The 25,589-nt window shown below is 70.4% G+C and carries 28 protein-coding genes; 17 read left to right on the forward strand and 11 right to left on the reverse strand.

Going from position 1 to position 25,589, the window contains the following annotated elements; genetic code table 11:
• Positions 1–28 precede the first annotated feature (28 nt).
• Genes DOS48_RS23705 through DOS48_RS23715 form a run of 3 tightly spaced genes read right to left on the reverse strand, consistent with a single transcriptional unit; the run spans position 29 to position 2,545 of the window.
• Positions 29–784: an amino acid ABC transporter ATP-binding protein gene (locus DOS48_RS23705; RefSeq protein ID WP_394353597.1), complete on the reverse strand. Its 756-nt coding sequence runs from the start codon at positions 782–784 to the stop codon at positions 29–31.
• Between the two features lie 19 nt (positions 785–803).
• Complete coding sequence (locus DOS48_RS23710) at positions 804–1,553, reverse strand: ABC transporter permease (RefSeq protein WP_127118075.1); 750 nt, start codon at positions 1,551–1,553, stop codon at positions 804–806.
• 2 nt (positions 1,554–1,555) lie between these two features.
• Complete coding sequence (locus DOS48_RS23715) at positions 1,556–2,545, reverse strand: substrate-binding domain-containing protein (RefSeq protein WP_127118076.1); 990 nt, start codon at positions 2,543–2,545, stop codon at positions 1,556–1,558.
• Positions 2,546–2,667: 122 nt separating this feature from the next.
• Between DOS48_RS23715 and DOS48_RS23720 the strand changes: the two genes are divergently transcribed.
• Positions 2,668–3,399, forward strand: a complete 732-nt coding sequence (locus DOS48_RS23720; protein WP_127118077.1) for a TOBE domain-containing protein — start codon at positions 2,668–2,670, stop codon at positions 3,397–3,399.
• A 108-nt stretch (positions 3,400–3,507) separates the two neighbouring features.
• On the opposite strand, the gene DOS48_RS23725 is transcribed toward DOS48_RS23720, so the two are convergent.
• Positions 3,508–3,687 carry a hypothetical protein gene (locus tag DOS48_RS23725; protein ID WP_127118078.1) on the reverse strand — a complete coding sequence of 60 codons (180 nt, stop codon included), beginning with the start codon at positions 3,685–3,687 and terminating at the stop codon, positions 3,508–3,510.
• A 42-nt stretch (positions 3,688–3,729) separates the two neighbouring features.
• Positions 3,730–5,523 (reverse strand): translation initiation factor IF-2, encoded by a 1,794-nt coding sequence (gene infB, locus DOS48_RS23730; protein WP_127118079.1) that lies wholly within the window; start codon positions 5,521–5,523, stop codon positions 3,730–3,732.
• Positions 5,524–5,728: 205 nt separating this feature from the next.
• Between infB and DOS48_RS23735 the strand changes: the two genes are divergently transcribed.
• The gene (locus tag DOS48_RS23735) at positions 5,729–5,974 is read left to right on the forward strand and encodes a PRC-barrel domain-containing protein (RefSeq protein ID WP_127118080.1); all 246 of its coding nucleotides are present in this window, start codon (positions 5,729–5,731) and stop codon (positions 5,972–5,974) included.
• Positions 5,974–6,432 carry an NOB1 family endonuclease gene (locus DOS48_RS23740; protein ID WP_127118081.1) on the forward strand — a complete coding sequence of 153 codons (459 nt, stop codon included), beginning with the start codon at positions 5,974–5,976 and terminating at the stop codon, positions 6,430–6,432. Before DOS48_RS23735 ends, DOS48_RS23740 begins: the two co-directional genes overlap by 1 nt.
• Before the next feature lie 50 nt (positions 6,433–6,482).
• Here DOS48_RS23740 and uppS read toward each other — a convergent pair whose 3' ends face one another.
• Positions 6,483–7,511, reverse strand: coding sequence for a polyprenyl diphosphate synthase (uppS, locus tag DOS48_RS23745; protein WP_127118082.1), 1,029 nt, complete (start codon positions 7,509–7,511; stop codon positions 6,483–6,485).
• A gap of 63 nt (positions 7,512–7,574) precedes the next feature.
• On the opposite strand from uppS, the gene lwrS reads away from it, so the two are divergent.
• On the forward strand, positions 7,575–7,961 hold the full coding sequence (gene lwrS / locus DOS48_RS23750; RefSeq protein ID WP_127118083.1) for an LWR-salt protein: 387 nt from the start codon (positions 7,575–7,577) through the stop codon (positions 7,959–7,961).
• A gap of 30 nt (positions 7,962–7,991) precedes the next feature.
• Here the strand turns inward: lwrS and DOS48_RS29565 are convergent, their stop codons facing one another.
• The gene (locus DOS48_RS29565) at positions 7,992–8,126 is read right to left on the reverse strand and encodes a hypothetical protein (RefSeq protein WP_256370854.1); all 135 of its coding nucleotides are present in this window, start codon (positions 8,124–8,126) and stop codon (positions 7,992–7,994) included.
• 259 nt (positions 8,127–8,385) lie between these two features.
• Here DOS48_RS29565 and DOS48_RS23755 point away from each other — a divergent pair, with 259 nt between their 5' ends.
• Positions 8,386–8,754: a PadR family transcriptional regulator gene (locus DOS48_RS23755; RefSeq protein WP_127118084.1), complete on the forward strand. Its 369-nt coding sequence runs from the start codon at positions 8,386–8,388 to the stop codon at positions 8,752–8,754.
• Positions 8,755–8,779: 25 nt separating this feature from the next.
• Positions 8,780–9,262, forward strand: coding sequence for a CopG family ribbon-helix-helix protein (locus tag DOS48_RS23760; protein WP_244629330.1), 483 nt, complete (start codon positions 8,780–8,782; stop codon positions 9,260–9,262).
• A gap of 1 nt (position 9,263) precedes the next feature.
• On the opposite strand, the gene DOS48_RS23765 is transcribed toward DOS48_RS23760, so the two are convergent.
• Positions 9,264–10,220, reverse strand: a complete 957-nt coding sequence (locus tag DOS48_RS23765; protein WP_127118085.1) for a rhomboid family intramembrane serine protease — start codon at positions 10,218–10,220, stop codon at positions 9,264–9,266.
• A gap of 1 nt (position 10,221) precedes the next feature.
• Entirely contained in the window at positions 10,222–12,510 is a 2,289-nt protein-coding gene (locus tag DOS48_RS23770) for an AAA family ATPase (RefSeq protein WP_127118086.1), read from the reverse strand.
• Positions 12,511–12,606: 96 nt separating this feature from the next.
• Between DOS48_RS23770 and endA the strand changes: the two genes are divergently transcribed.
• Together endA and DOS48_RS23780 are read left to right on the forward strand one after the other, a co-directional pair.
• Positions 12,607–13,755 (forward strand): tRNA-intron lyase, encoded by a 1,149-nt coding sequence (gene endA / locus DOS48_RS23775; protein WP_127118087.1) that lies wholly within the window; start codon positions 12,607–12,609, stop codon positions 13,753–13,755.
• A gap of 70 nt (positions 13,756–13,825) precedes the next feature.
• Positions 13,826–14,428 carry a hypothetical protein gene (locus DOS48_RS23780; RefSeq protein WP_127118088.1) on the forward strand — a complete coding sequence of 201 codons (603 nt, stop codon included), beginning with the start codon at positions 13,826–13,828 and terminating at the stop codon, positions 14,426–14,428.
• A 25-nt stretch (positions 14,429–14,453) separates the two neighbouring features.
• Here DOS48_RS23780 and serS read toward each other — a convergent pair whose 3' ends face one another.
• Positions 14,454–15,824 (reverse strand): serine--tRNA ligase, encoded by a 1,371-nt coding sequence (gene serS / locus DOS48_RS23785; RefSeq protein ID WP_127118089.1) that lies wholly within the window; start codon positions 15,822–15,824, stop codon positions 14,454–14,456.
• A gap of 114 nt (positions 15,825–15,938) precedes the next feature.
• Between serS and DOS48_RS23790 the strand changes: the two genes are divergently transcribed.
• The 7 genes from DOS48_RS23790 to yciH all read left to right on the forward strand — a co-directional run bounded on the left by DOS48_RS23790 (position 15,939) and on the right by yciH (position 22,735).
• Positions 15,939–17,276 (forward strand): dihydroorotase, encoded by a 1,338-nt coding sequence (locus tag DOS48_RS23790; RefSeq protein WP_127118090.1) that lies wholly within the window; start codon positions 15,939–15,941, stop codon positions 17,274–17,276.
• A 66-nt stretch (positions 17,277–17,342) separates the two neighbouring features.
• Positions 17,343–17,735: a hypothetical protein gene (locus tag DOS48_RS23795; RefSeq protein ID WP_127118091.1), complete on the forward strand. Its 393-nt coding sequence runs from the start codon at positions 17,343–17,345 to the stop codon at positions 17,733–17,735.
• Between the two features lie 202 nt (positions 17,736–17,937).
• Entirely contained in the window at positions 17,938–18,981 is a 1,044-nt protein-coding gene (locus DOS48_RS23800; RefSeq protein WP_127118092.1) for a MoxR family ATPase, read from the forward strand.
• 4 nt (positions 18,982–18,985) lie between these two features.
• Positions 18,986–19,393: a hypothetical protein gene (locus tag DOS48_RS29405; RefSeq protein ID WP_244629331.1), complete on the forward strand. Its 408-nt coding sequence runs from the start codon at positions 18,986–18,988 to the stop codon at positions 19,391–19,393.
• Positions 19,333–20,040, forward strand: a complete 708-nt coding sequence (locus DOS48_RS23805) for a DUF58 domain-containing protein (RefSeq protein ID WP_244629332.1) — start codon at positions 19,333–19,335, stop codon at positions 20,038–20,040. Before DOS48_RS29405 ends, DOS48_RS23805 begins: the two co-directional genes overlap by 61 nt.
• Positions 20,037–22,364, forward strand: a complete 2,328-nt coding sequence (locus DOS48_RS23810; protein ID WP_394353598.1) for a DUF3488 and DUF4129 domain-containing transglutaminase family protein — start codon at positions 20,037–20,039, stop codon at positions 22,362–22,364. Before DOS48_RS23805 ends, DOS48_RS23810 begins: the two co-directional genes overlap by 4 nt.
• Positions 22,365–22,441: 77 nt before the next feature.
• Positions 22,442–22,735 (forward strand): stress response translation initiation inhibitor YciH, encoded by a 294-nt coding sequence (gene yciH, locus DOS48_RS23815; protein WP_004596695.1) that lies wholly within the window; start codon positions 22,442–22,444, stop codon positions 22,733–22,735.
• 90 nt (positions 22,736–22,825) lie between these two features.
• On the opposite strand, the gene DOS48_RS23820 is transcribed toward yciH, so the two are convergent.
• Positions 22,826–23,689, reverse strand: a complete 864-nt coding sequence (locus DOS48_RS23820) for a geranylgeranylglycerol-phosphate geranylgeranyltransferase (protein WP_210755377.1) — start codon at positions 23,687–23,689, stop codon at positions 22,826–22,828.
• 111 nt (positions 23,690–23,800) lie between these two features.
• On the opposite strand from DOS48_RS23820, the gene DOS48_RS23825 reads away from it, so the two are divergent.
• Positions 23,801–24,841 carry a hypothetical protein gene (locus DOS48_RS23825; RefSeq protein WP_168654257.1) on the forward strand — a complete coding sequence of 347 codons (1,041 nt, stop codon included), beginning with the start codon at positions 23,801–23,803 and terminating at the stop codon, positions 24,839–24,841.
• A gap of 118 nt (positions 24,842–24,959) precedes the next feature.
• A complete protein-coding gene (locus DOS48_RS23830; RefSeq protein ID WP_127118095.1) occupies positions 24,960–25,586 on the forward strand; it encodes a helix-turn-helix domain-containing protein in 627 nt (208 codons plus the stop codon).
• Positions 25,587–25,589 lie beyond the last annotated feature (3 nt).

Consider the following 25,589-nt stretch of genomic DNA (forward strand, 5'->3'; position numbering starts at 1 on the left):
GTGGGGTGGCGTCGCCGCCGAGCGTGCCTCAGTACACCAGCTCGCCCGAGATGAACTTCCGGGTGCGCTCGTCCGAGGGGTTCTCGAAGATCCGCTCCGTCTCGCCGACTTCCGTGAGGCCGTCGTCGAGCATCACCGCAACGCGGTCCGCGACGCGCTCGGCCTGATGCATGTCGTGCGTCGCCACGACGACGCCGATTCCCCGATCTTGGGCCGCCTCTATCGCCTCCTCGATCACGGCGGTGTTCCGCGGGTCGAGGTCGGAGGTCGGCTCGTCTAAGAGCAACACGTCCGGACCGTACGCCAGCGCGCGGGCGAAGGAGACGCGCTGGGCCTCGCCGCCCGACAGCGAGTCGACCGGCTGGTGGATCTTGTCGGCCAGCCCCACGACCTCTAGGGACTCTCCGACCGCGTCGGCGGCGCCGTTCAGGCGGAGGACAGAGGCGAGCCGGTCGCCCCACGAGCGCCGGACGCGGAGCCCGTACTCGACGTTTCGCGCGACCGACCCACCGAAGAGGCTCGCCTCCTGGAACACCATCCCGACGCGGCGCCGGAGCGCGAGGCGCTCGGCCTCGTCGACCGCCCACGCGTCGGTCCCGTCGAGCGTCACGGCCCCCGCGTCAGGTTCGAGCGAGAGCGCGAGCGTCCGGAGCAGCGTGGTCTTGCCGACCCCGGACGGGCCGATCACCGCGACGACCTCGCCCGCGTCGATGTCGATCGAGAGGTCGCGGAACACGGGCTCGTCGCCGTACGCGTGCGACACGTCGTTCACGCGGATCACCATCGCGTCACCTCCCGGCGCATCAGCCCGCAACCCCCCGATCGCCGAAGCGGACGACGATCGCGTTGACCGTCAACACGAGCGCGACGAGGACGGCGCCGAGCACCATGGCGGTCTCGTACTGCCCCTGTCGCGCTTCGAGCTGGATCGCCGTCGTCAGCGTGCGCGTCTTCGAGATGCCGTCCGCGCTCGTGATGTTCCCGCCGACGATCAGCACCGAGCCGACCTCGCTGATCGCGCGGCCGAAGCCGGCCAGCACCGCGGTCGCGATCCCGTACCGCGCCTCCTTGATCACGACGAGCGCCACGTCGACGCGCGTCCCGCCGAGGACGCGGGCCGCGTCGCGGACCCCGTCGTCGACGCCGCTCACGGCCGCGAGGCTGATCGCCGTGATCGGCGGCGTCGCGAGCACGAACTGCGACATGATCATCGCCTCGCGGGTGAAGATGAGCTCCAGCGAGCCGAGCGGCCCCTGGTTTGACACCGCGAACAGCACGACGAGCCCCACGACCACGCTGGGGAACCCCATTCCGGTGTTGACGACCGACTTCACGAACCCCTTGCCTGGGAACTCCGCGAGTCCGATGGCGACGGCAGCCGGCACGCTGACGAGGGTGCTCAGCGCCACCGCGGTCAGGCTCACGTACAGCGAGACGGCGACGATGCTCCCGACGTAGCCGTCCCTGAACGAGACGCCGAGGAGCGACGCCGCGGGCCGGGCGGCGGCGTCGAGCAGCGCCGGGATCGACTGGACGGTCGCTTCGAATGGCACGACTACGCGTCGTCGCTCTCGCTACTCCAACCCTCCGGAACGTACTGCTGGAAGTCGGGGTCCGCCGAGACGGCCTCGGGGAAGAACAGCTGTTCGCCGTTCGCCGTGTACTCCGAGATGGCCTCCTGGACGGCCGGGCTGGTGATCCAGCCGATGTACGCCATCGCGAGGTCGTAGTTGGCGTTGTCGTGGACGCCGGGGTTGACGGCCATGATGCCGTACGGGTTCGCGAGGATCTCCGGACCGTCCTCGATCGGCCCCTGCACGAGGATCGTGAGATCGATCTCCGAGCGCTGTGAGATGAAGGTGCCGCGGTCCGAGAGGGTGTACGCACCCTGCTGGTTGGCGATGTTCAGCGCCTCGCCCATCCCCGAGCCGGTCTCCTGATACCAGTCGCCGCCGGGGTCCGTGCCGGCCGCCTCCCAGAGGTTCAGCTCCTTGGTGTGGGTACCCGAGTTGTCGCCGCGCGAGACGAACGGCGCCGCCGCGTCGGCGATGGCCGTCAGCGCGTCGGTCGCCGAACTCATCCCCTGAATCCCGGCGGGGTCGTCCTCGGGCCCGACGATCACGAAGTCGTTGAACATCAGGTCGCGACGGTTGACGCCGTACCCGCTGCGCATGAACTCGTCTTCGAGCCCGCGGGCGTGGACCATCACGATGTCCGAGTCGCCGTTGCGGGCGGTCTCTAACGCCGCGCCGGTGCCCTGCGCGACGGCGTCGACGGTGACGCCGTACATCTCCTCGAAGTCCGTGTGGATCGCGTCGAGGAGGCCAGTGTCGTACGTGCTCGTCGTCGTCGTCAGCGTCAGCGTCTCGCCCGCGACGCCGACCGACTCGTCTGTGCTCTCGCCGCCGGCCTCGTCGCCGGTCTCGTCGCTTCCGCTGCCGGCGCTTTGGTCGCCGTCGCCGCCCTCCGTGGACGAGCAGCCGGCCGTGCTCACGACCGCCCCGGTTCCCACCGCCGCCACGAAGTCGCGTCGATGTATCGTCATAGATACAACGGTGGGTCGACGCGACATATAACTTTTCGTCGGGTGGCACGGCGACGGGAGACGGGAGACGGCGCGGCCCCTCGGGCGAAAACACCAACACGACCCGGACGCATCGTCCGGACATGGGAGAGCCGACCGAGTCCGGTCCGGACGCGGCCGCGGGTCGCGGCCGCGCCGCGCTCATCGAGGACGGCGTCGAGTTCGACGGCCGCGACGCCGCGCTGTTGCGCGCGGTGGACGCGGCGGGGTCGGTCGCGGGCGCCGCGTCCGCGCTCGGTCGGTCCCGCGCCCGCGCCCTCTCGCGGATCGAGTCGATGGAGTCCGCGTTCGGCACCCTCGTCGAGCGACGGCGCGGCGGGACGGGGGGCGGCGGGAGCCGGCTCTCGACGGCCGGACGCGACCTGCTCGACCGGTACGAGCGCTTACAGGCCGTGGTGGCCGCGTCGGCGCAGGTGCCGGAGACGGTGCTCGGCGGGACGGTCACGAGCGTCGACGGCGAGTTGGCGGCCGTCGACACGCCGGTCGGGCGGGTGCGGGGGCTCCACGACGACGCCGCGGTCGGCGACGCCGTGCAGGTTCGGATCGGCGCGGACGCGGTGACCGTTTATAAGGGTGACGAGAAGGTCGACCCGAACGCGACGAGCGCGCGGAACCGGCGCCGGGGCCGCGTCGTCGGCGTCGACGCCGGCGAGACGGTGTCGACGGTCCGGATCGGCGTCGATTCGGTGACCTTTCGGGCGCTGATCACCGCCGAAAGCGCGGCGCGGTTGGGGCTTACCGAGGGTGAGGAGGTCGCGATCCGGTGGAAGGCGACCGCAACGCGCGTCGTCGCCCACGCAACCGAATCGAACTGACGGGTGGTCGGGTGGGAACAAAAGAGCGGTCGTCAGGCGGAGTTACCCGGATCTCACTTGCCCCAGAAGGGGTCGCTGGAGTGGTCAAAACCAACACAACGGTCTGGGTCAGTCCGAGTCCCTGTTATCCAGATAGTTGTTCAGCAGTTGCGGTGCTACGACGCCGACGAAAATCAGTACTCCAATCAGGACGGTGTCGCTCAGGTTCGTCACGACACGTCCTCCGTAACCCAGTACCAGCCCGACCGCCGCAAAAAGGAGGATGACCCTGTTTTCGCGGGAGACCATATCGTAACTTCGACGCCCGATTTTAAGTATCCTATAAGCTACCTATTTCCCCCAGAAGGGGTCCCGCTTCCGCTTGGTCTCCAAGTACGCCGACAGCGCCTCGCGCTCGTCGGCCGTGATCTCCTCCCGCAGTTCCTGTTCTAGGATCTTCGCGTGCTTTTCCGGAATCTCCGTCCAGAGGGTGTCGCCCTCCTCGATACCGCGCCCGACAGTCGGCCCGTCGATGGCGATGCTCACGCGCTCGCCGGCGCGGGCCTCGTCGACGTCGTCGCCCTGCTTTTGAATCCCGGAGAGCTGCCCGGCGCGCTCGAACTCGTTGCCCTCGAAGGAACCGACGTTCCGGTTGTTCTGGAGCGTCCCGGAGATGATCTCGACGCCGACGACCGCGGGGTCGTTCTGGCGGAACGTGTGGTCGGGCAGGATGCGGAACCGCGAGGGGCGCACGACCTTGTCGAGGACCGTCTCCTGTTGGGCGCGCTGTTTCTCCTCGACGTACGTCTCGTACTCATCGATCAGCTGATAGATGACCTCGTCGGTGAACAGCTTCACGTCCGCGTTTTCGAGCTCCGTCTCGGCGTTCGCGAGCAGGTCGACGTTGAATCCGAGGATCGCCTTGTGTTCGTCCTGATTTGCGGTCTCGGCCACGGCGATATCGCGGGGGGCGATGTCGCCGACCTCGGCGCGCAGGATGGGAACCTCGGCCTCGCGGAGCGCGTTCGCCATCGCTTCGAGCGAGCCGAGCGTGTCGGCTTTGACCACGACGCCGTTGTCGGCGGTTTCGACCTCGATCTCCGCGAGTTCGGCTTTCACCTCCTCGATGACGTGGTCGACCGAGTGGTCGCGGACGACGCGCACCGGCGCGCCGGCCATCGCCTTGTCGAGGTCGGGCGCGGCGATTTTCACGCCGGCCGCGGCGCCCACCTCCGCCACCTTCTCGAACTTCTTCTCGGTGCGGATCTCTTCTAAGGGACGCGGCTGCAACAGCGCGCGGATCTCCGTGACGATCGGCTCGTTTTGTCCGCCCACGACGATCTGGTCGCCGTTTCTGACCACGCCGTCGTAGACGACCGTGTCGATGGTCGCGCCGAAGCCGCGCTCGTCTTTCACTTCGAGGACCGTCCCCTCGCCCGCCCCGAAGACGTCGATGGCCATCTCCTCTTTCATGAAGCGTTGTGAGAGCCCCATCAACACGGTGAGCAGGTCGGGGACGCCCTCTCCCGTGATCGCGGAGAGCGGGACGACGCCGATGTTCTTCTGGAAGTCCTGGACCCGCCAGTACAGGTCGGCGGAGAAGCCGGCGTCGGAGAGCTGGCCGATGATCTCGTAGAGGTTCTCGTTGAGCATCGACTCGGCGCGCTCGGATTGGGCCTCTAAGCTCTTCTGGATCGGCTGGCCGTCCTGCGGGTTCCACCCCGGCGTCGTGTCGACTTTGTTGGCGGCGACGACGAAGGGGGTCCCGGTGCGTCTGAGGATGTCTATCGCCTCCTCCGTCTGCGGCTGGAACCCGTCGTTGACGTCGACGACGAGGACCGCGATGTCGGCGAGCGCGCCCCCGCGGGCGCGCAGCGTCGAGAAGGAGTGGTGGCCGGGCGTGTCGATAAAGAGGAGCCCAGGGAGGTCGAAGTCGGTCGGGTCGATGAGTTCGCCCGCCATCCCGGAGATGGTGTCGAGCGGGATGTCGGTCGCCCCGATGTGTTGGGTGATCGCGCCGGCCTCGCCCTCGCTGACGGCGGAGCCGCGGATCGTGTCGAGCAGGCTGGTCTTGCCGTGATCGACGTGCCCCAGCACGGCGACGATCGGCGTCCGAAGGGTGTCCGTGTTTGTGTGGTCGGTCATCAGTGATCGCCCCGAAAAGGTCGGTTGTCTTTCGTTCAGCCCGGACATCAGTTAAGCCTTTCAAAACGCGCGCGTCGCGATCGGACCCGCGGCCCGGCCACGGAGCGAGGCGATCCCGGTGGCGGGGCTCGGAGAGCGCTCACCGGCAGTCGTCTGTCGGACGCCCCCCGTGGAGTTTAAGACCGTTGCCCCGGAGGATGTGGGTATGGTCGATATCCTCGCGGAGAACCTCTCCGGGAAGGCGGTGATGAGCGCGGATGGAACCGAACTGGGGGACCTGTACAACATCACGATGGACCTCAAGTCCGGCGAACTCTCGGATCTGCTCGTGAGCCCGCACGAACAGCTTAGTCACGATCACGCCGGCTTCGACGTCGACGAGATGGGCCGGCTGAAGGTCCCGGTCGCGAACGTGCAGGCGGTGAAAGATTATATCGTCGTCGCCCGCTAATGGAAGTCCTCGACACCTCGGCGTTCATCCACGAGTACACCACCGACGACGACGTGGTCTCGGTGCCCGAAGTCCACGACGAGCTCACCGGCGAGGGGGCGCTCCGCTTCGACGCGATGGAGGGGTCCGGGATGACGATCCACGTCCCGGCGCCGGAGGTCCTCGACAACGTGCGCCGCGCCGCCCGCGGGTCGGGCGACGCCGCGGAGCTGTCCGACACCGACACCCGCCTGATATCGACCGCGCTCGAACTCGGAGCGACCCTCGTCACCGACGACTACGCGATGCAGAACGTCGCCGAACGGCTCGACATCGACGTCGAAGCGATCGCTCGCGACGGCATCTCCGAGGAGCGCGAGTGGCGGTTCCAGTGTGTCGGCTGTAACCGCACCTTCGACGAGAACAAGGAGCGCTGCCCGATCTGCGGCAGCGACCTGACGCGGAAGAACCCGGCGTAGTTCGGCGAGCCCGCGCTGTCGCTCTTTCTGCAGTCCGCAGAGGCCCCGCGTTAGTCCGCGGACTCCGACTCGCCGTCTCGACTGCCGGAGAGTCCCGGAGCGGCGTCCCCGGCGGCGACGCCGGACGCGGCTCCGCTACCGGGGTCGTCCCCGTGACCACCCGCGGGAGCGCGCTCACCGGAGACGACGTCGGGGAGCGCGTCGGCGTCGACCGACAGCCGACTGCGGAGTCGCCCCGCGACCGCCTGCGCCTCGGCGAGTTCGACCTCGGCCATGGCGCGGACGAGCGCGGCGGCGCGCTCCGCCCTGGCGTGACGCCACGACGCTTCGCGAGACTGGTACGTCCGGATCGCGCGGAGGAACTCCACCTCCGAGAACTCGGGCCAGTAGGGGGCACAGAAGTAGACGGCCGCCTCGTTCCCGTTCGCGTGCCACGGCAGGAAGTTCGAGGTGCGCTCGTCGCCGCCAGTCCGCACGATGAGGTCGACGTCCCGGACCGGCCGGTCGTACAGGCGCGCTTCGACGGTCTCGGTGTCGACGGCCTCGGGGTCGAGGGTGCCGGCGTCGACGTCGCGGGCGATGGCCGTGGCCGCGTCGAGCAGTTCGGTGCGCCCGCCGTACGCCAGCGCGACGTTCAGCGTGAACTGGTCGTTTGCGGCGGTGCGGCGCTCGGCGTACGCGACGGCGTCGCGGACGCGCTCCGGGAGGCGGTCGACGTCGCCGATGGCGCGGACGCGGACTCCCTGGTCGTGGACGCGGTCGGCGTCCGCGAACTCGCGGAGTTTGGCCTCCAACAGGTCGAACAGGGGTTCGAGTTCCTCGTCCGGGCGCTCGAAGTTCTCGGTGGAGAAGGCGTACAGCGTGAGCTCCGCGACGCCCAGATCCGCACACCAGTCGAGGACCCGCTCGGTGGTGGCGGCGCCGGCCCGGTGGCCGTCGGGGGCGTCGTCGCCGCGCTGGCGGGCGTATCGCCGGTTGCCGTCTTGGATGATCGCGACGTGCGTCGGCACGTCGTCGATCTCTCGGCGGAGATGCCGGCGGTAGGCGCGTTCGGCCAGATCACGGAGGCGATACAACATACGGCTGAAGCGACACGACCGAGGGGTATGTACTTTTACCTTCGACGACCCGACTGAGCGACGATGGACGCCGCCTACGTGTTCCGCGTCGAGTTCCGGCTCACGCCCGAGCGCGCCGCCGTCGACCCGGAGCGCTTCGAGACGACGGTCGAACTCCCCGCGAGCGAGCCCGGCACCGACGGGTGGCTCCGATTCCGCGACCGGCTGTGGCGCGGAGCGGTCGGCGACGAACCGTCGTTTCGGCGGGAGACGGCGGCGCGACTCGGGGTCGCAGACGCCGCCGGCATCGAGGTCTCTGCCGTCGACTTCCGAGAGCTCCGCACCGACCGCGAGTACCTCGAAGCGTTGCAAACCGCGATCGCCGCCGACCTCGGTCGATTCAACGCCGAGTCCGTCGACGACGCGCTCCACAAGTACTTCGGGTCCTCGATCCACGTCCGAGAGGCCTGAGGCGTGTCCGGCGCCCGCGGTCGCACCGGGCTACGAGCCGGCGACGCCCCGAATACGCTCTTTGCCGCACTTCGGGCAGCGCTCTACCACCTCGTCGGGGTTTACCACCACCGCCCGGCGCTCGTATCGGTGCCGACAGACCAACCGTTCGACCGTTTCGCGCATGTGCCAACGACCACCACACTAAGACAAAAACTTCCGGGAATAGATGCTTATAAACATAATATTGCTTCAAACATACACATATAGGCTATTTATAAATGTATATCTACGAGAATAAGAGCCACCGGTTGGTGTTCGTTTGATTACGGTGAGTTACCGGCGGCGGCGCCGGGAGAGCGTCCGCCCGACTGGACCGTCCTCGCCGCGGCCGCTCCCCGCCGCCGACCGAAACGGTCGTGTGGTATCGGCCGGAAGCGACCGTATGACGAAGTGGCTCCACAGCGGTCGCCGCCGCGACCTGTGTGCCCTGCTGTACGACGCCGGCGAACTGCGGGCGCAGTCGCTGAAGAGCCGGCTCGAATCGCACTACGACCAACGGATCGACCCGGGCTCGTTTTACGCCACGCTGACCTCGCTCGTGGAGTCCGGCTTCCTCGACCGGCGGACCGAGGGGCTCGCCGACGTCTACGCGCTCACCGACGCCGGGGAGGGCGCGCTCCTCGACCACTACGCGTGGCTGTCGGAGCAGATTGGAGCGCCGGCCGACGAAGACGACCGGAACGACCACGAGTCCGTCGGTGACGAGGCGGGCGAGCGCCCCCCGACCGACGCGCCGGACCTCAAGGATTAACAACTGCGGCGCATTGAGTTAATACATGACGGTCGTCAGCGTCTCAATGCCGGAAGAGCTGTTAGATCGGATCGACGGGTTCGCCGACGAGCACGGCTACACCGGGCGCAGCGAGGTCGTCCGCGAGGCCTCTCGAAACCTCCTCGGAGAGTTCGAGGACGCCAAACTCGAGGAGCGAGACCTGATGGCGGTGGTGACGGTCCTCTTCGACTACGAGACGACGAGCGTCGAAGAGCGGATGATGCGGCTCCGCCACGAACACGAGGGGCTGGTGGCGTCGAACTTCCACAGCCACGTCGGCTCGCGGTACTGCATGGAGCTTTTCGTCCTCGAAGGACGCTTAGACGACATCTCCGCGTTCGTCGGGAAAATCCGCGCCACGAAGGACACGCTCACCGTCGATTACAGCGTGACGCCGGTCGACGAGTTCGGCGAGGACGGGGAGACGCCGGCCCACGAGGGCGCGGCGAACGCCGCGGGCGGTCACGGACACGACCACGGCGATTGACTCAGCCCGTCGCCGTGTCGTCGGTCGCGCTGTCGGCGAGGACGCCGACGAACGGGACGGTGACGCCGACGACGTAGCCGGCGAGGTGCGCGAACACGTTGCTGCCGAACGGGACGAGCACGAGCGACCCGATGACGCCGGCGGCCGCGACGCTCGCGCCGGTGACGTACAGGAGTTCGCGCTCCGGCGGTAAGCCGAGTCCGGACACGCGCGGGCGCCCGACGGCCGCGTAGAGCCCGGCCGCGGCGAGAACGGCCCCGACCGCGAACAGCGATCCGACTGCCGGGAGCGGCGGGAAGTAGCCCGCGCCGCTCGGGGCGAGGTACGCGAGCGCGAGCGAGGCGAAGGCGGCGACGATGGCCCAGCGCGGGTCGACGCCCGCGGAGCCCTCGCTCCGGGCCCGGTCGCTCTCCGCCGCCAGCGCGGCGAACCAGACGACGACGAGGTACCCGAGGAGCGCGCTGTTCACGTCTGAAAAGCCCGCGGTGGGAGCGTCGGTGAGCCCCCCGATGGCGACGAGCGTCGCCCACGCCGAGACGATCGGGACGACGACGAGGAACGCCGCGACGAACCAGAACAGGCGGCGCCGCCAGCCGGCGACGACGGTGAGGGGGTACGCGACCGCGACGAGGAGCCAGTAGTTGACCACGTTGTCCGCGAGGTGGACCGGGTCGGTGTGGACGAAACTCGACGCGAACGCGGTCCACAGCGCCCACCGGCTCTCGACGACGCTCGGCGTCGCGAGCGAGAGCTGCCACGCCTCGGCCCCCGGCATGAGACTCACCGCGACGAGCAGCGTCGGCACCGGGAGCGCGAGCAGGAAGAGGTCGGTGGGCGGGCGCGATCGGACGGCCGCGCGAACGCTGGCGAGGAGTCCGCGGAGCGTGGGAGCGCCTGCGTCGCCGCGGGCGTCATCGTCGTCGCGAGGCGTCGGCTGCTGCCCGTCTGCCGACCCCATCTCAGGCGGTCGCCGGCCGGATGTTTTTCAGTGCCGTCGCGAAGTCGTCGGCGGTGATCCCGATCTCGTCTGCGTGGTCGTTGGCCGCCGCGCCGTGTTCGTCGGCGACGCGCTCGATGGCGACGAGGGCCGCCTCGCGGGACAGCGCCGCGATCTCGGCGCCGGAGTACCCCTCGGTCTCGTCGGCGAGGTGGTCCAAGTCGACGTCTTCGGTGACGGGCTTTTCGCGGGTGTGTACGTCGAGGATCTTCCGCCGTGCGTCGCGGTCGGGTTCGGGGACCTCGACGTGCGTCTCCAGCCGCCCCGGTCGGAGGAGCGCGGGATCGAGGGCGTCACGCCGGTTCGTCGCCGCCAGCACCACGAGGTTGGGGTTGTCGCTCGCCCGGTCCAACTCCGTGAGCAGTTGGGAGACGACGCGCTCGCCGACCCCGGAGCCGTCGCCGCCAGCCCCGTCGCGGTCGGCGGCGATCGCGTCTATCTCGTCGAAGAAGACGATCGCGGGCGACGCCTGCCGGGCGCGGTCGAAGAGGTCGCGGACCGCCTTCTCCGACTCGCCGACGTATCGATCCAGCAGTTCCGGTCCCGCGACCTGGATGAAGTTGACGCCGCTTTTGCCCGCGATCGCGCGCGCGAGGAGCGTCTTCCCGGTTCCGGGCGGGCCGTGAAGCAGGACCCCGGTCGGCGGGTCGGCGTCTGCGGCCTCGAAGAGGGGACCGTACGTCAGCGGCCACGTCACCGCCCGCTCCAGTTTCGCCTTCGCCTCCGGGAGCCCGCCCACGTCGTCGAAGTCGGTCGCCGGCTGCTCGGCGACGTACTCCCGCATCGCGCTCGGCTCGACGTTCGCGTGTGCGGCCTCGAAGTCCGCCCTCAAGACGGTCACGTCGTCGAGGGCCGCGGCGTCCGACTCGCGGGCGCGTCGCAGCGCGGTCATCGCCGCCTCCTGCGTGAGCCCCTCGATGTCGGCGCCGACGAACCCGTGGGTTCGGCCGGCGATCCGGTCTAGATCCACGTCGTCCGCGAGCGGCATCCGGCGCGTGTGGACGTCGAGAATCTGTCGGCGGCCGGACTCGCCGGGGACCCCAACCTCGATCTCGCGGTCGAAGCGCCCGCCTCGCCTGAGCGCGGGGTCGAGGGTGTCGACGCGGTTGGTCGCGCCGATGACGATCACGTCGCCGCGGGCGTCGAGCCCGTCCATCAGCGAGAGCATCTGGCCGACGACGCGGTTCTCCACGTCGCCGCCGTCGTCGCGCTTGCCCGCGATCGAATCGATCTCGTCGAAGAAGATTATCGCCGGGGCGTCCTCGCTGGCGCGGGTGAACACTTCGCGCAGGCGCTCCTCCGACTCGCCTTTATATTTCGACATGATCTCCGGGCCGTCGACGGTGATGAAGGTGGCGTCGACCTCGTTGGCGACGGCGCGGGCGATGAGCGTCTTCCCGGTGCCCGGCGGCCCGTGGAGCAGGACTCCCTTCGGCGGGTCGATCCCGAGCCGGGTGAACACGCCGGGCTCCGAGAGGGGGAGTTCGATCGTCTCGCGGACCAGTTCCAACTCCTCGTCGAGCCCGCCGATGTCCTCGTAGGTCGCGCCCGCGGTGTGGTCTTCCGGGGGCGCAGTCCCGCTGCCGGCGGACCGGGCGTCGCTGCCGGGGAGGTCGGTCCCGGAGCGGTTCGCGGCCGATCCGTCGCCCGACCGGGCGGGACTGCCGCCCCCTGAGCCGCCGGCCCGACTCCCTCCGACGCCCGAGTCGGCGTTGCCCCCCGCGCCCGCCTCGGCGTCGTTCGCCTCGCGGTAGGTCACCGACACGTCGGTCCGGCTCGTGACTCGCACGGTGCCGGCGGGGTCGCTCTCGGCGACGACGAACCGAATGCCGCCGAGCCGTTCGACGTGGACCGCTTCGCCTACGGTGACGGGTCGGTCCCGGAGGTCGCGGCCGAGCGCGCGCTCGACCACCTCGCGGCTCACGTCGACATCGGCGAGCGCGCCGGGCGCGGCGAGGACGACCCGGTCGGCGTCCACCACGTCGACCGGGCCGACGGCAACCGTGTCGCCGACTTTCACGCCGGCGTTCGCGCGGGTGTCGGCGTCGATGAGGATGGTGTCGGCGTCGGCGTCCGGGCCGCCGGGCCACACCTTCGCGACCGCGGTGCGCTCGCCGCGGATCTCGACGGTGTCGCCGCTGAGGAGGCCGAGCCGCTGCCGGGCGGATTCGGAGAGCCGAGCGATGCCGCGCCCCGCGTCCCGCTTTTCGGCGGCACGCACCGTGAGCCGGAGGCCGGCGGTGTCGTTCATACCTCTCGTTCCCGCCACTGACTCTTTACGCTTACCCGGCCGCACCCGTCACGGCCGACCGCAACCCCCTTACCCCGCCCGACCCCGTCGTTCGGTATGCAACCGACAGGGCACCTGCGCGGCGACGCGGTTCACGTCGCCGGCGACGCCCGCCAGCGGTTCCACGACTCCAGCGGCTACGGTCGGCCCCTCCAGGGCAACGAGATCGCGCTCTCGCGGGTCGAGGCCGCCCACCTGCTCTTTCGCGGGGACCTCTCCGGAGTCACGCTCGACGAGGGCGAGTCCGACCCGGTCGGCTTCGAGCGCTTCTTCGTCGCGTGTGCGGCCGCGACGGAACGGTTCGCGGTGCGGTACCTCGTGTACGCCGACCTGCGGGATCGCGGGTTCTACCTCTCGCCGGCCCGCGACCCGTGGCCCGGCGGCGACGCCGACGTGCCCGGCGCGGTCGACTTTATCGCCTACGAGCGCGGCTCGACGCCGGACACGGGCAACGTCAAATATCCCGTGCAGGTCGTCGGCGAGCGCGAGTCGCTGCCAGCGGCCGGGCTCGCGGGTCGCACCCTCGCGGTCGTCGACGAGGAGTCCGACATCACCTACTTCGAAGCGGCGGCGGGGGCGATCGCTGGCGCGACAGAGTACGAGCCGCCGGCGACCCTCGACGGCGTCCTCCTCGCCGACCGCGTCGTCGTCTGGGACGCCCCCGACGGGCTCTACGAGCGCGGCTTCTACGGCCAGCCGCTCACCGGCCGGGCCGCGGCCGTCGAGGGCGCGATCCAACTCTCCCTCGTCGAGGCCGCGTCGCTCGCGGCCGACGGCGTCCTCTCGCTGTCGGCGTCGGTGGGCGATGCGGACGCCGACCGAGGCGCCGCCGACGCCGCCGCCCGGATCGTCGCTCGCGGCCGAGACGTGGAGGGCGAGCGGTTCGACCGCCGCCTCACCGTTTATAAACGGCTCCGCGAGGCCGACGCCGTGCCGAAGACGGGATTTAAGTTCGGCGCCGATTTCCGGACCTACCTCGACGTGGAGACGGTGGAGGACCTGCCACACTCCGAACACCTCGTGCGCGTGGTGGGGCCGGCCCACGAGTTCTCGCCCCGCGAACTCTCGCTCGACGTTCGGCTCGCGGGCGGCGTCCGCAAGGAGATGGTGTTCGCGTTGACGGCGGTGAAACGCGGCGACAGCGGCGACGCCGCGGCCCGCGATTCCGACGTGGAATGGCTCGCTATCGGGCGGTTGACGCCCTGACGGACGCCGGCGCGGGCGCGTCGTCGGGGAGAGCGGAATCGTTTTCCGACGCCTGATTCTTGTGCCGGCCATGCCCGACGACTCCGTGTTCCCCTCCGAGTCGGACGCCTACGACATCTCCACGGTCGACCTCAGCGACGACCGCTACGAGGTGAAACAGTCGATGGTGCGGAACAAGTACACCGTCCGCGACAGCGCCGGCAACGTCGTCTTGCGCGGGAAACAGAAGCTGTTCAAATTAAAAGAGGAGTTCCCGTTCGTCACCGGCGACGACGAGGACGCGTTCTCGGTGAAGGCGGGCGGCATCGTCGACATCGGCGGCAACTACGCCATCATCGACGCCGGCACCGGCGAGGAGGTCGTCGTCTTGGACGAAGACTACTCGCTGTTCGTCGAAAACTGGACGATCCGCGACCCCGACTCGGGGGCGGCGCTGGCGACGATCAAATCCAAGAACAAACTGCTCTCGGCGCTCCGTCACCTCGTCGGCGCGGCGAACCTCGTTCCGAACAAGTACGAGATATTCGACGCCGACGGCGGCCACGTCGGCGACATCGAGGGCAAGTTCTCGATGCGGGACGCCTACACCGTCTCCATCGACGACGCGAGCGACGTGCCGAAGGAGGCGGTGATCGCCGCCGCCTGTATCCTCGACGCGTTAGAGAACCAGTAGGGTCGCTAGTGGGCCAACAGGGAGCCTACTCCCCGCCCAGTTTCGACTCGCCGACCGCGTCGTGGCCCTCGATGACCTCGGTGCCGCCCATGTACGGCCGGAGCGCCTCGGGGACGGTGACGGTGCCGTCGTCGTTCTGGTAGTACTCCAGGATGGCGACGACGATGCGAGGGACTGCGAGCCCGGAGCCGTTCAGCGTGTGGAGGTAGTCGGCCGACTCGTGGTGCTCCTCGCGGTACCGGATCTGTGCGCGACGCGCCTGGAAGTCCTCGAAGTTCGAGACCGAGGAGACTTCGAGCCAGCGCCCGCCCACGTCGGGCCCCTCCTCCATTTCGTCGCCCGGCGCCCACACCTCGATGTCGTACTTTCTCGCCTGCGTGAACCCCAGATCGCCGGTACACATCTCTAAGATGCGGTAGGGGAGCTCGAGCCGACGCAGCACTTCCTCGGCCTCATCGACGAGCCCCTCGAAGCGCTCGTCGCTCTCCTCGGGCCGGACGAAGTTCACCATCTCCACCTTGTTGAACTGGTGGACGCGGACGATACCCCGCGTCTCGGTGCCGTGTTCGCCGGCCTCCTGCCGGAAGTTCGGCGTGTACGCCTGGTATTTAAGCGGCAGATCCTCGTCGAGCAGGATCTCGTCGCGGTGGAGGTTCGTGACGGGCACCTCGGCGGTCGGGAGCAGCCACAGGTCGTCATCGTCGTAGGCGTCCTCGTTCGTCCCCTCCACGCGATACGCGTCCTCGGTGAACTTCGGGAGCTGGCCGGTCCCGCGCATCGACGCGGAGTTGACCGGGATCGGCGGGAACACGTCCTCGTACCCCTGCTCGCGGTGGACGTCGAGCATGAACTGGATCAGCGCGTGTTCGAGGCGGGCGCCGTCGCCCTTGGCGACGTAAAAGCCCGCGCCGGCGACCTTCGCGCCGCGCTCGAAGTCGAGGATTTCGAGGTCCTCGCCCAAGTCGTAGTGGGGAGCCACCTCGTCGGGAAGCGCTCGGAGGTCGTCGAACCCCTCACGGCGGCGCTCGACGTTCTCGGACTCGTCTTCGCCGACCGGCACCGACTCCTGTGGAACCTGCGGGAGCTCGAGCAGCGACGCCTCCAGGTCGGCCTCCAGCTCGTCGGCGCGCGCTTCGATCGTCTGTAACTCCGATTTAAGATCCTGTGAGCGCTCGATCGCCTCTTGGGCCGCCTCCTCCTCGCCGGCCTGTTTGAGTTCGCCGATCTTCGAGGAGACCTCGTTGCGCTCGTGCCGGAGGTCGTCGCCGCGCTGTTTCAGGTCTCGCCACTCCTCGTCGATGTCGAGTATCCGGTCGAGGTCGACGTCGACGCCCTTGTTCGCGAGCGCCTCGCGGACGACCTCGGGGTTCTCCCGGACGAACTGTCGAGACAACATTTGTCGGGAGTTCCGCCGGCCGCCCCAAAACCGTATCGGAGCGTCGGTACTGTGTGACACGAGCGGTCGGGCGGATCACCACGGTTTAAATAGTATGCCGCGAGCGCATGTGGCATGCTCATCACGGGGGCGGAGCTGGCCGACGGCCGGGTCCGCGACGTTCGGGTTCGAGGCGAGACCATCGACGCGGTCGGTCAGGGACTCGACGCGGCCGCGGGCGAACGGATCGTCGACGCGCGGGGGCGTCACCTCCTGCCCGGTGCCATCGACGTCCACGTCCACTTCCGCGAGCCGGGCGCGAGCCACAAGGAGACGTGGACCTCGGGGTCGCGGGGCGCGGCCGCCGGCGGGGTCACGACCGTCGTCGACCAGCCGAACACCTCGCCGCCGACCGTCGACGGCGACGCCTTCGACGAGAAGGCCGCCCTCGCCGCCCCGTCGCTCGTCGACTACGGGATAAACGGCGGCGTCACCGGCGACTGGGACCCGGAGAGCCTCTTCGAGCGCCCCCTGTTCGCGCTGGGCGAGGTGTTCCTCGCGGACTCGACCGGCGACATGGGGATCGCCACAGATCTCTTCGAGGACGCGCTCGCCGAGGCCGCCGCCCGCGACGTGCCCGTCACGGTCCACGCCGAGGACGAGACGCTGTTCGACGCCGACGCGCTCGACGGCGACCTCGGCGGGGCGGGCACCGCCGCGAACGCCGACGCGTGGTCGGCCTATCGCACCGCCGAGGCGGAGGTCGCGGCAGTCGAGCGCGCGCTCGCGGCCGGCGCCGAGAGCGACGCGCAGGTACACGTCGCACACACGTCGACCCCGGAGGCTATCGACGCGGTGCGCGAGGCCGGCGCGACCTGCGAGGTGACCCCACATCACCTCTTCCTGTCGCGTGAGGACTCCAGACGCCTCGGGACCTTCGGCCGGATGAACCCGCCGCTCCGCTCGGAGGCCCGGCGCGCGGGCGTCTTCGAGCGACTCCGCGACGGCGACGTGGACGTGGTCGCCACCGACCACGCGCCCCACACGGTCGCGGAGAAGCGGCACGGGCTCACCGAGGCGCCGAGCGGCGTACCGGGCGTCGAGACGCTCTACCCGCTCCTGTTGGAGGCCGTGCGCAAAGGCAACCTCACCCTGGAGCGCGTGCGCGACGTGGTCGCCGCCAACCCGGCGTCGATCTTCGGGCTCGAAGCGAAGGGGCGAATCGAGCCGGGCGCCGACGCCGACCTCGTCGTCGTCGACCTGACGAACCCCCGCGAGATCGAGGCGGGCGCGCTCCACGGCGCCGCCGGCTGGACCCCGTTCGAGGGGCTGTTGGGCGTGTTCCCCGAGCTGACGACGGTTCGCGGGACGGTCGTCTACGAGCGCGACCCGGTCACCGGAGCGGAGTCGTTCGGCGACGCGGGCGGGCGCAACGTCCGGGACCTCGCGACGAGCGAGCGCGACGCCGCGTAACCGAGCCGGCCGCCGAAGCCCCGACGCCCCAAGAGGGATGAGCCCCCGCGTCGTTGTGTCGAGGCGATGCCCTCCAGACGAACCGTCCTCGGAACCGTCTGCGGCGCCGCGGCGAGCGCGCTCGCCGGGTGTTCGCGGCTCCGGTCGGACGCGGGACGCGTCGACCTGACGATTTTTAACCAGACGGCCACCGCCTACACGGTCGAAGTCGCCGTGTTCGGCGACGGCGAGACGGCGGCCGCGGCGAGGGCGTACACCTCGTCGCTCGGCGTCGAACTCGACGGCGAGGTGACGGCGAACGGCGTCGTCGAGGCCGGCCGGTACCTCGTTCGGTACCGCGCGTACGCGGACGACTCCCGACTGACCGACGACGGGCACGTTCACTTCGTTCCGTCGGGCGACGGGACGGAGTCGCTTGCGTTCGACATCCGAGAGACGGGCGACGTGACCCGGCGCTGACTCGCGTCGACCGGCGGCGCGCGGGTTCGGCGGAACGCATATCCCGGTTCCACCCGAACTGGACGCATATCAATGACAGTGAGTACCAATCTCACGGTCGCCCTCCGCGGGGGTGGGCCGTGTCCGAGTCGAGTCGGGGCGGCCACGGACCGAGCCGTCGGCCGCGAGCGACGAACCGCGGGCCGCGACGACGGGCGACGCCATGTCTGATCCGGGCGACTCCGGGCCGCTCGGCGCCGGGGTCGGCGAGCGAGACGACGCCGGCGACGGGGGGACGACGCCCGCGGGCGACGAGCCGGGCGGAGAGTCGGACGAGGAATCGGGGATGGCGCCCGCGGCGGTCGCCGAGCTCGCCGAGCGCGTCGCCGACAACGTCGAGGAGGTGATCGTCGGGAAGCGCGAGGCGGTCGAACACGTCGTCGTCGCGCTGCTCGCCCGCGGCCACCTCCTGGTGGAGGACGTGCCGGGCGTCGGGAAGACGACGCTCGCGAAGTCGGTGGCCCGTTCGATCGACGGCTCTTTTAAACGCGTCCAGTTCACGCCGGACCTCCTCCCGTCCGACGTGACCGGCGTCAACGTGTTCAATCAGCGGACCGACGAGTTCGAGTTCCAGCCCGGACCCGTGTTCGCGAACGTCGTCCTCGGCGACGAGATCAACCGGGCGCCGCCGAAGACGCAGTCCTCGCTCCTCGAAGCGATGGAGGAGCGGCAGGTGACGACGGACGGGACGACTCGCGAGCTGCCGGACCCGTTCTGCGTGATCGCGACGCAAAACGACGTCGAGCCCGGCCAGACGTACGACCTCCCGGTGGCGGAGGTCGACCGCTTCACCAAGAAGATCCGGCTCGGCTATCCCGGCACCGAGGAGGAGGCCGAGATAATCGGGCGGATGGCGGGCGGCCACCCCGTCGAGGCGGTAGAGCCGGTGGCGTCCATCGGAGACGTCCGGCGCGCCCGGACCGCGGTGGGCCAAATCGAGACGACGGAGCCGCTCCGCGAGTACGTGGCGCGGCTGGCGGCCCACACCCGCCGGAACGCCCGGCTCGGCGTCAGCCCGCGCGGGAGCCTCGCGCTGTTGCGAGCCGCGCAGGCCCGCGCCGCGCTCGACGGGCGCGGGTACGTGATCCCGGACGACGTACAGACGGAGGCGCCGACGGTGTTCGCGCACCGCGTGCTCGTCGACGCCGGCGGGAGCGACGGCGCCGAGGTCGTCGCCGACGCGCTCGAACGGGTCGCCGTGGAGTGAGCCGATGGCGACCGCGACACTCACTCGGCGCGGCCGCGTCGTCGGCGCGGTCTGCGCGATCGGGAGCCTGCTGGCGCTCGCGGCCGGCGGCCGCGCGCTCGACGCGGTGGTGTTACCGGGGCTCGTCGCGCTCGTCGCCGGCTACGTTCAGGTGGCGCGGGTCGGGAGGCCGGAGGTACACCGCGTCCAGCCCCCGGACGGGTTCGTCGGCGAGCGCCACGAGGTCCGGATCGAACTCCGACCGGGGGTCGCGGGGGCGCCGGCGGGTCCGTCGCGGCCGTCGTCGACGAGACGAGCGACGGGCTGGCGGGCTCGCAGCGGCCGCTTCGCGCGTCGGTCGGCGGCGACCCAGTGTCGTACCGGCTCCGGTACCTGCGCCGGGGCAGCCACGAGTTGGGGCCGGTGCGGGTGACCGCGACGGACGTGTTCGGCCTGTTCGAGCGCGAGGTCGTCGTCGACGACGCCGACACGGTGACCGCCTACCCCGTCTGTCACCCGGTCCCGGCGCGGTTCCGCCGGGGACTGTACGCCGACGACGCGCTCGGCGTGAGCCGCCAGCGCGGGCAGTTCGACCGCCTGCGTGAGTACGTGCGCGGCGACGCGCTCCGCGACGTGCACTGGCCGACGACCGCGAAACGCGACGAGATCGTGGTCAAGGAGTTCGCCGCGGAGACCCGTCGCGGGCGGGTGTCGATCGCGGGCGAGACGACCGCCGCCTGCGAGGACGCCGACGCGCTCGCCGAGGCGGCCGCCAGCCTCGCCGTCGCCCTGCTCGACGACGGCGTTCCCGTCGAACTGACGCTGCCCGCGGGGAGCGTGTCGGCCGAGCCGGGACCGCGGGGGCGACGCGCCGTCCTCGAACTGGCCGCGGTGACCGGACCCGGACCGGTCGCGGTCGACTACCCGGACGTGCGGGTGATCGGCGACGGCGACGGCGCGACGTATCGGACCGGCGGGCGATCCGTCAGCGTCGCCGACCTCCGCGCGACGGGTTCCGACGACGCCCCGACGACTCCGGCGGCACCGGTTCAGACTCGTCCGGAGGTGGACGGGCCGTGATCGGCCGGCGGGCGGGCGGGCGACGCTCCGGTGGCCGACTCGCCGGCGCGAGGCGGCGGCTCGAAGGGGGCCTCACGGGTCGCCGTCGCGGCGAGTCCGACGCGCCGGCGGCCGACTGGCGCGGGCTCGCGTCCCCCGCCGTCGTCGGCGTCGCGATGGTGACAGCGGCGTACCTCGGCGTGTTCTTCGAGGCGACCGACGTGGTCGGCGGGACGGCGCGAACCGCCGCGGCCGTCGCGCTCGCGGGGCTCGCCGGGATCGCGCTCGCCCGCGCCGTCACCGAGCGCACCGCGGTGCGACTGACGGCGCTGCTCTTCGCCGCGACGCTCGCGGGCTACTACTTCGCGGTCCCCGCGAGCCGGCGGACGTTCTTCTCGGTCGAGGCCGTCGCGTTCGACGTCGTGTCGCTTCTGACCGGGCTCTCGATCCTGCGGCTCGCGCTCGCGGACGTGTGGATCCTCGCGGTCGCCCCCGTCCCGACGTTCCTCGTCGGCTACCTCGCCGGGCGCGGCCGTCACGTCGGCGCGGTCTCGGTCGCGGGCGGGACCCTCGGGTTCCTCGTCTGCACCGGCGACGCCGGGGGGATGGCCGCGCTGGCCGGGGTGGTCGGGGCCGCGCTCGCCGCCGGCCTCTCCACGCTGTCGACGCCCGACGCCCTCCGGGACCACGGCGACCGGCTCGCCGCCGTGCTGGCGGCGATGATCCTCGTGAGCGCGACGGTGACCGTCCTGCCGGCGGGCGCGGCACAGCCGTGGGCGGCCGACCGGGGCCAGACGCTGGAGTCCGCGCTCGGCGCCGGCGACGAGGTGGAGATCGTCGGGCCGACGCGGCTCTCCCCCGAGGTTCGGTACGAAATCGAGAGCCCCGTCGCGTCGGACTGGCACGTCGCGGCGTACGACACCTACACCGGCGACGGCTGGGTGCGGTCGGGCGAGCGGTCGTCGCTGGGCGGCCCGCTCTCCGGACCGCCGGGCGAGGCGACGCGGGTGAACGTCACGATCACCGCCCGGACCGAATCGACGGCGCTGCCCGCGCCGTGGCAGGCCGTCGACGTGCGCGGCGCCGGCGACGCGGCGGCGCAGGTCGACGACCGCGGGGCGATCCGGCTCGCGGCCGCGCTGCGACCGGGCGAGGAGACGACCGTCGAGAGCCGGGTCCTCGACGCCGAGCCGGCGGCGCTTCGGAACGCCAGCACGGCGTACGACCCGGCGATCGAGTCGCGGTACACGCAGCTCCCGGAGAGCACTCCGGACCGCGTCGCCCGGCGGACCGAGGCCGTCGTCACGGCGGCCGGCGCCGAGAACCCCTACGACGCGGCCGTCGCCGTCGAGGAGTACTTACAGGCGCGAAACGGCTACTCGCTCACCGTCGAAAAGCCGGACGGCGACGTGGCCGACGCGTTCCTCTACGAGATGGACGCCGGCTACTGTACGTACTTCGCGACCACGATGGTCGCGATGCTCCGCACGCAGGGGATCCCGGCCCAGTTCGTGACCGGGTACGCCGAGGGCGAGCGGGTCGCCGAGGACCGATACGTCGTTCGAGGGCAGGACGCGCACGCGTGGGTGAAGGTGTACTTCCCGGACCACGGCTGGGTCGAGTTCGACCCGACCCCGGCGACCGAGCGCGACGCGGCCCGGAGCGACCGCCTCGCCGAGGCGCGACAGACCGGCGCGGAGGGCGTCGACACCCCCGAGTCGGCGCCGGTCGACGAGGCGGAGGCCATCGCGACGGGCGGACGGCCGGCTGACGCCGACGGCGACACCGCGGACGCGAACGAGAGCGAGGAGCGAACCGCCAACGAGACGGAGAACGGCACACAGAGCGGGCTGTCGCTGGCGGAGCGCGGGTTCACGGAGGAGCGGCTCATCCAGAACGAGTCGGCCGGGAGCGCGGAGCCGAGCGACGGCGGCCTCCCGACGCCCTCGCGCGAGGCGGTCGCGTACTGGCTGTTCGTCGTGACCCTCGGCGTCGTGGGGGCGCGGCGGTACGGGGTGGTCCGGCGCACGCGTCGCGCCGTCCGGATGCGGGTCCCGTGGCGGCGCGGCGAGCCGGCGGACGACGCGAAGCAGGCGTTCGCCGACCTCGAACACCTGCTCGGGCGGCGCTACCGCGAGCGGCGCCCCGGCGAGACGCCCCGGATGTACCTCGACGCCCTCCCGCTCCGAGGCGTCGCCGAGGAGGCGCTGTCGGTCGGCGAGACCTACGAGCGCGCGGCGTACGCCGGGACGGTGACCCGCGCCGAGGCGGACGACGCGCGGCGGACGGTCCGGCGGCTGGCGCTGGCGTGGACGCCGGTCGTCGGCCGGCTGTTCGGCGACTGAGCGACCGCGGCCGCGGAGACCCGCGTGCCCCCACTCCCGACACTATTTAATACAGGCATCCTGTAGTTCTGACCGTAATGTCGGAAGTCTGCTCGACGTGCGGACTGCCCCAGGAACTCTGCGTCTGCGAGGACGTCGCGAAAGAGTCCCAGCAGATCAGCATCCGCATCGACGAGCGCAGGTACGGAAAGGAGGTAACGGTCATCGAAGGATTCGACCCGAAAGACGTCGACTTGAGTTCGCTCTCGTCGGATCTCAAGTCGAAGTTCGCCTGCGGTGGCACCGTCGAGGACGGCGCCATCGAACTGCAGGGGAACCACTCGGGTCGCGTGGAGGATTTCCTCCGCGACAAGGGCTTCAACGTCGCGTGACCGGAACCTGACCGTCCGCCGTCGAGCGGTTTTCTGTCGGTAACCGGTGAGCAACGCCGCAAGCGGCGGCGCCGTCTGTTCTGTAATTACCTACACCAACAGCACCGCGCGGCCGACGACGAAGGCGACCGCCGCGAGGAACGTCCCGTATTTAAACCGGCGCTGCGCCGCGGTCGGGTCGCTGAACGACTCGTAGCAGGCGTACACCATCACCGCGTCCGCGACCGCGACGACGAGCAGGTAGGCCGCGCCGAACGTCGCCGTGAGGTACGGCACTGGGCTGGCGGCGACGGCAACGACGAGCGATCCGGTCGCGACCCACAGCGACCGGCGCTCGCCGATGGCGACGGGGAGGGTCCGGAGCCCCTCCTCGCGGTCGCCGACCACGTCCTCGACGTCTTTGATCACCTCGCGAGCGAACGTCGAGAGGGCCGCGAGCAGCGCTAACACGACGACCGCCTCGGGGCGGCCGACCGCGGCGCCGCCGAACAGGAACGTCGACCCGACGAGGTACGAGACGAGGGCGTTGCCGAGCCCCGGCGTTCCCTTAAAAACCGTCGTGTAGGTCACGAGCGCGACGAGGTTGACGGCGGCGATGGCGAGCGCCAGCGTCGGGAGCGCCGCCGCGAGCGCGACGGCCGCGGCGAACCAGAGGGCGGCGACCGCGAGCGCGCCCCGCGGCGAAATCGCGCCTCGCGGGATCGGGCGACCGGGCTGGTTGATCGCGTCGATCTCGCGGTCGAAGTAGTCGTTGATCGTGTTGCCGGCGGCGACCGCGAAGGCGGTGGTGACCGCGGCGATCGCCGCGAGCGCGCCGCCGCTCCCGACGCCGGCGACGAACGCGCCGGTCGCCGTGAGCGCCGCGGCGGCGACGCAGTTCCCCACGCGTGCTAGGTCGACGACTCCGCGTACTGTCTCGCGCACGTCGTCTCCGTCCACCGCGGCGCGGCACATAAACGACGCGGGTCGCGAGGGTCGGTCGCGGGTCGCCGTCCCCCGCGACTCCCGGTCGGTGCGCCGCGGCCGCCACGAACGTTTATGATGTGTGCAATGAAACGGTCAGGCATGGCGAAAGGACTCGACGTTGGGACGATGAACATCCTCTCCGGGCGACAGGAAGGCGCGGAGACAGTGTTCGTACAGCAGCGGAACTCGTTCGTCGAAATCGAGTATAGCGACATGGCAGAGCAGATGCTCTCCCGCAGCGAAGTGCTCCACATCCGGAAAGACGACAAGGTGTACGTCGTCGGCGACGACGCGTTGAACTTCGCGAACATCTTCAACAAGGAGACGCGCCGGCCGATGCAGCACGGCATCTTATCCAGCGACGAGGCGTCGGCGATTCCGATGATCAAACTCATCACCGAGCAGGTCGTCGGCGAACCCTCCCGCCCCAACGAACGGCTCTTCTACTCCAGCCCCGCGGACCCCATCGACTCCGGGCTGACGACGCTGTACCACGAGAAGACCCTCGAATCGATGCTCGGCGACATGGGGTACGACCCCGAGCCGATAAACGAGGGGATGGCGGTCATCTACTCCGAGCTGGCGGACAACAACTTCACCGGGCTCGGGATCAGCTTCGGCGCGGGGATGACGAACGTCTGTCTCGCGTACTACGCGGTGCCCGTCATGAAGTTCTCCATCGCGCGCGGCGGGGACTGGATCGACGAGCAGACCTCGCAGGCGACGGGGACCCCCGTCGACAAGGTGACGAGCATCAAGGAGGACGACTTCGAGCTCGACTTCCGCACCGACGTGGGCGGCGTCGAGGGCGCGCTCGCCATCTACTACGAGAACCTCCTCGATTACGTCATCGAGAACATCACCCGCGAGGTCGACGAGGAGGACGTCGAGGAGGGGCTCGACGTGCCCGTCGTCGTCACCGGCGGCACCTCCAGCCCGAACGGCTTCGAGGACCTGTTCGCCGACCACCTCTCGGACGCGAACATCCCCTTCTCCATCAGCAGCGTTCGCTCGGCCGACGAGCCGATGTACAGCGTCGCCAGCGGCGCCCTCGTCGCGGCCCGCTCCGAGGAGGGCGACGCGCCCCCGGAGGCGGACGACGGCGAGCCTGAGGAGGCGGCGACCGAAGCGGAAGACTGAGCCCGCGACCGAAGTCGAGGACGCCTCACGACCGAAGTCGAGAACGACTTCCCGCGACGCGTTCTCGGACACTGAGGACGCACCGAGCGTCTAAGCCGGCGGCCCGCTTTTCGAGGACATGGCCGAACTCGCGGACGACGGGCGTCGGCTCCGCGTCGACCTCGCGCTCGTTCCGAGCGACGACTGGGCGTGCCCGATCGTCTCCGAGACGCAGAACGCGACGGACGTGGCCGTCAACGCCGTCGGCGACGAGTGTCGCGTCGAGGTACAGCCGACCGACGGCGACGGGGTGCGTCGCGCTCGCGGCGAGGTCGACGACGACTGTCTCTGCCTGACGTTCCAGCGGTTCGACTGCGTCCCGCACATCGAGCGGGTGTCGGACGGGACGATACTGGTGACCGCGTACGTGGACGACCGAGAGACCGTTCGGAACGTGGTCGGCGGGCTCAGGGCGGACTTCGAGACGGTGCGGTTGGTCCGGCTCGCGGTCAGCGAGGGGCCGGAGGCGACCGAGCGGGTGACGGTCGACCGCTCCGCGCTCACCCCGAAACAGCGGGAGGGTCTGGAGTTGGCGGTCGCTCGCGGCTACTTCGACGACGACGAGACGGTGCGGCTCGGCGAGCTGGCGGCCGAACTCGACATCAGCAAGTCGGCGCTGTCCCAGCGGCTCCGGAACGCGCAGGCGACGCTCGTCACCGACGCGTTCGACGAGTTATCCGGAGCGGCTGACGGGGAGATCCGCTAGCGG

The organism is Halorubrum sp. PV6 (genome assembly GCF_003990725.2).
In the GTDB taxonomy this organism is placed as follows: Archaea; Halobacteriota; Halobacteria; order Halobacteriales; family Haloferacaceae; genus Halorubrum.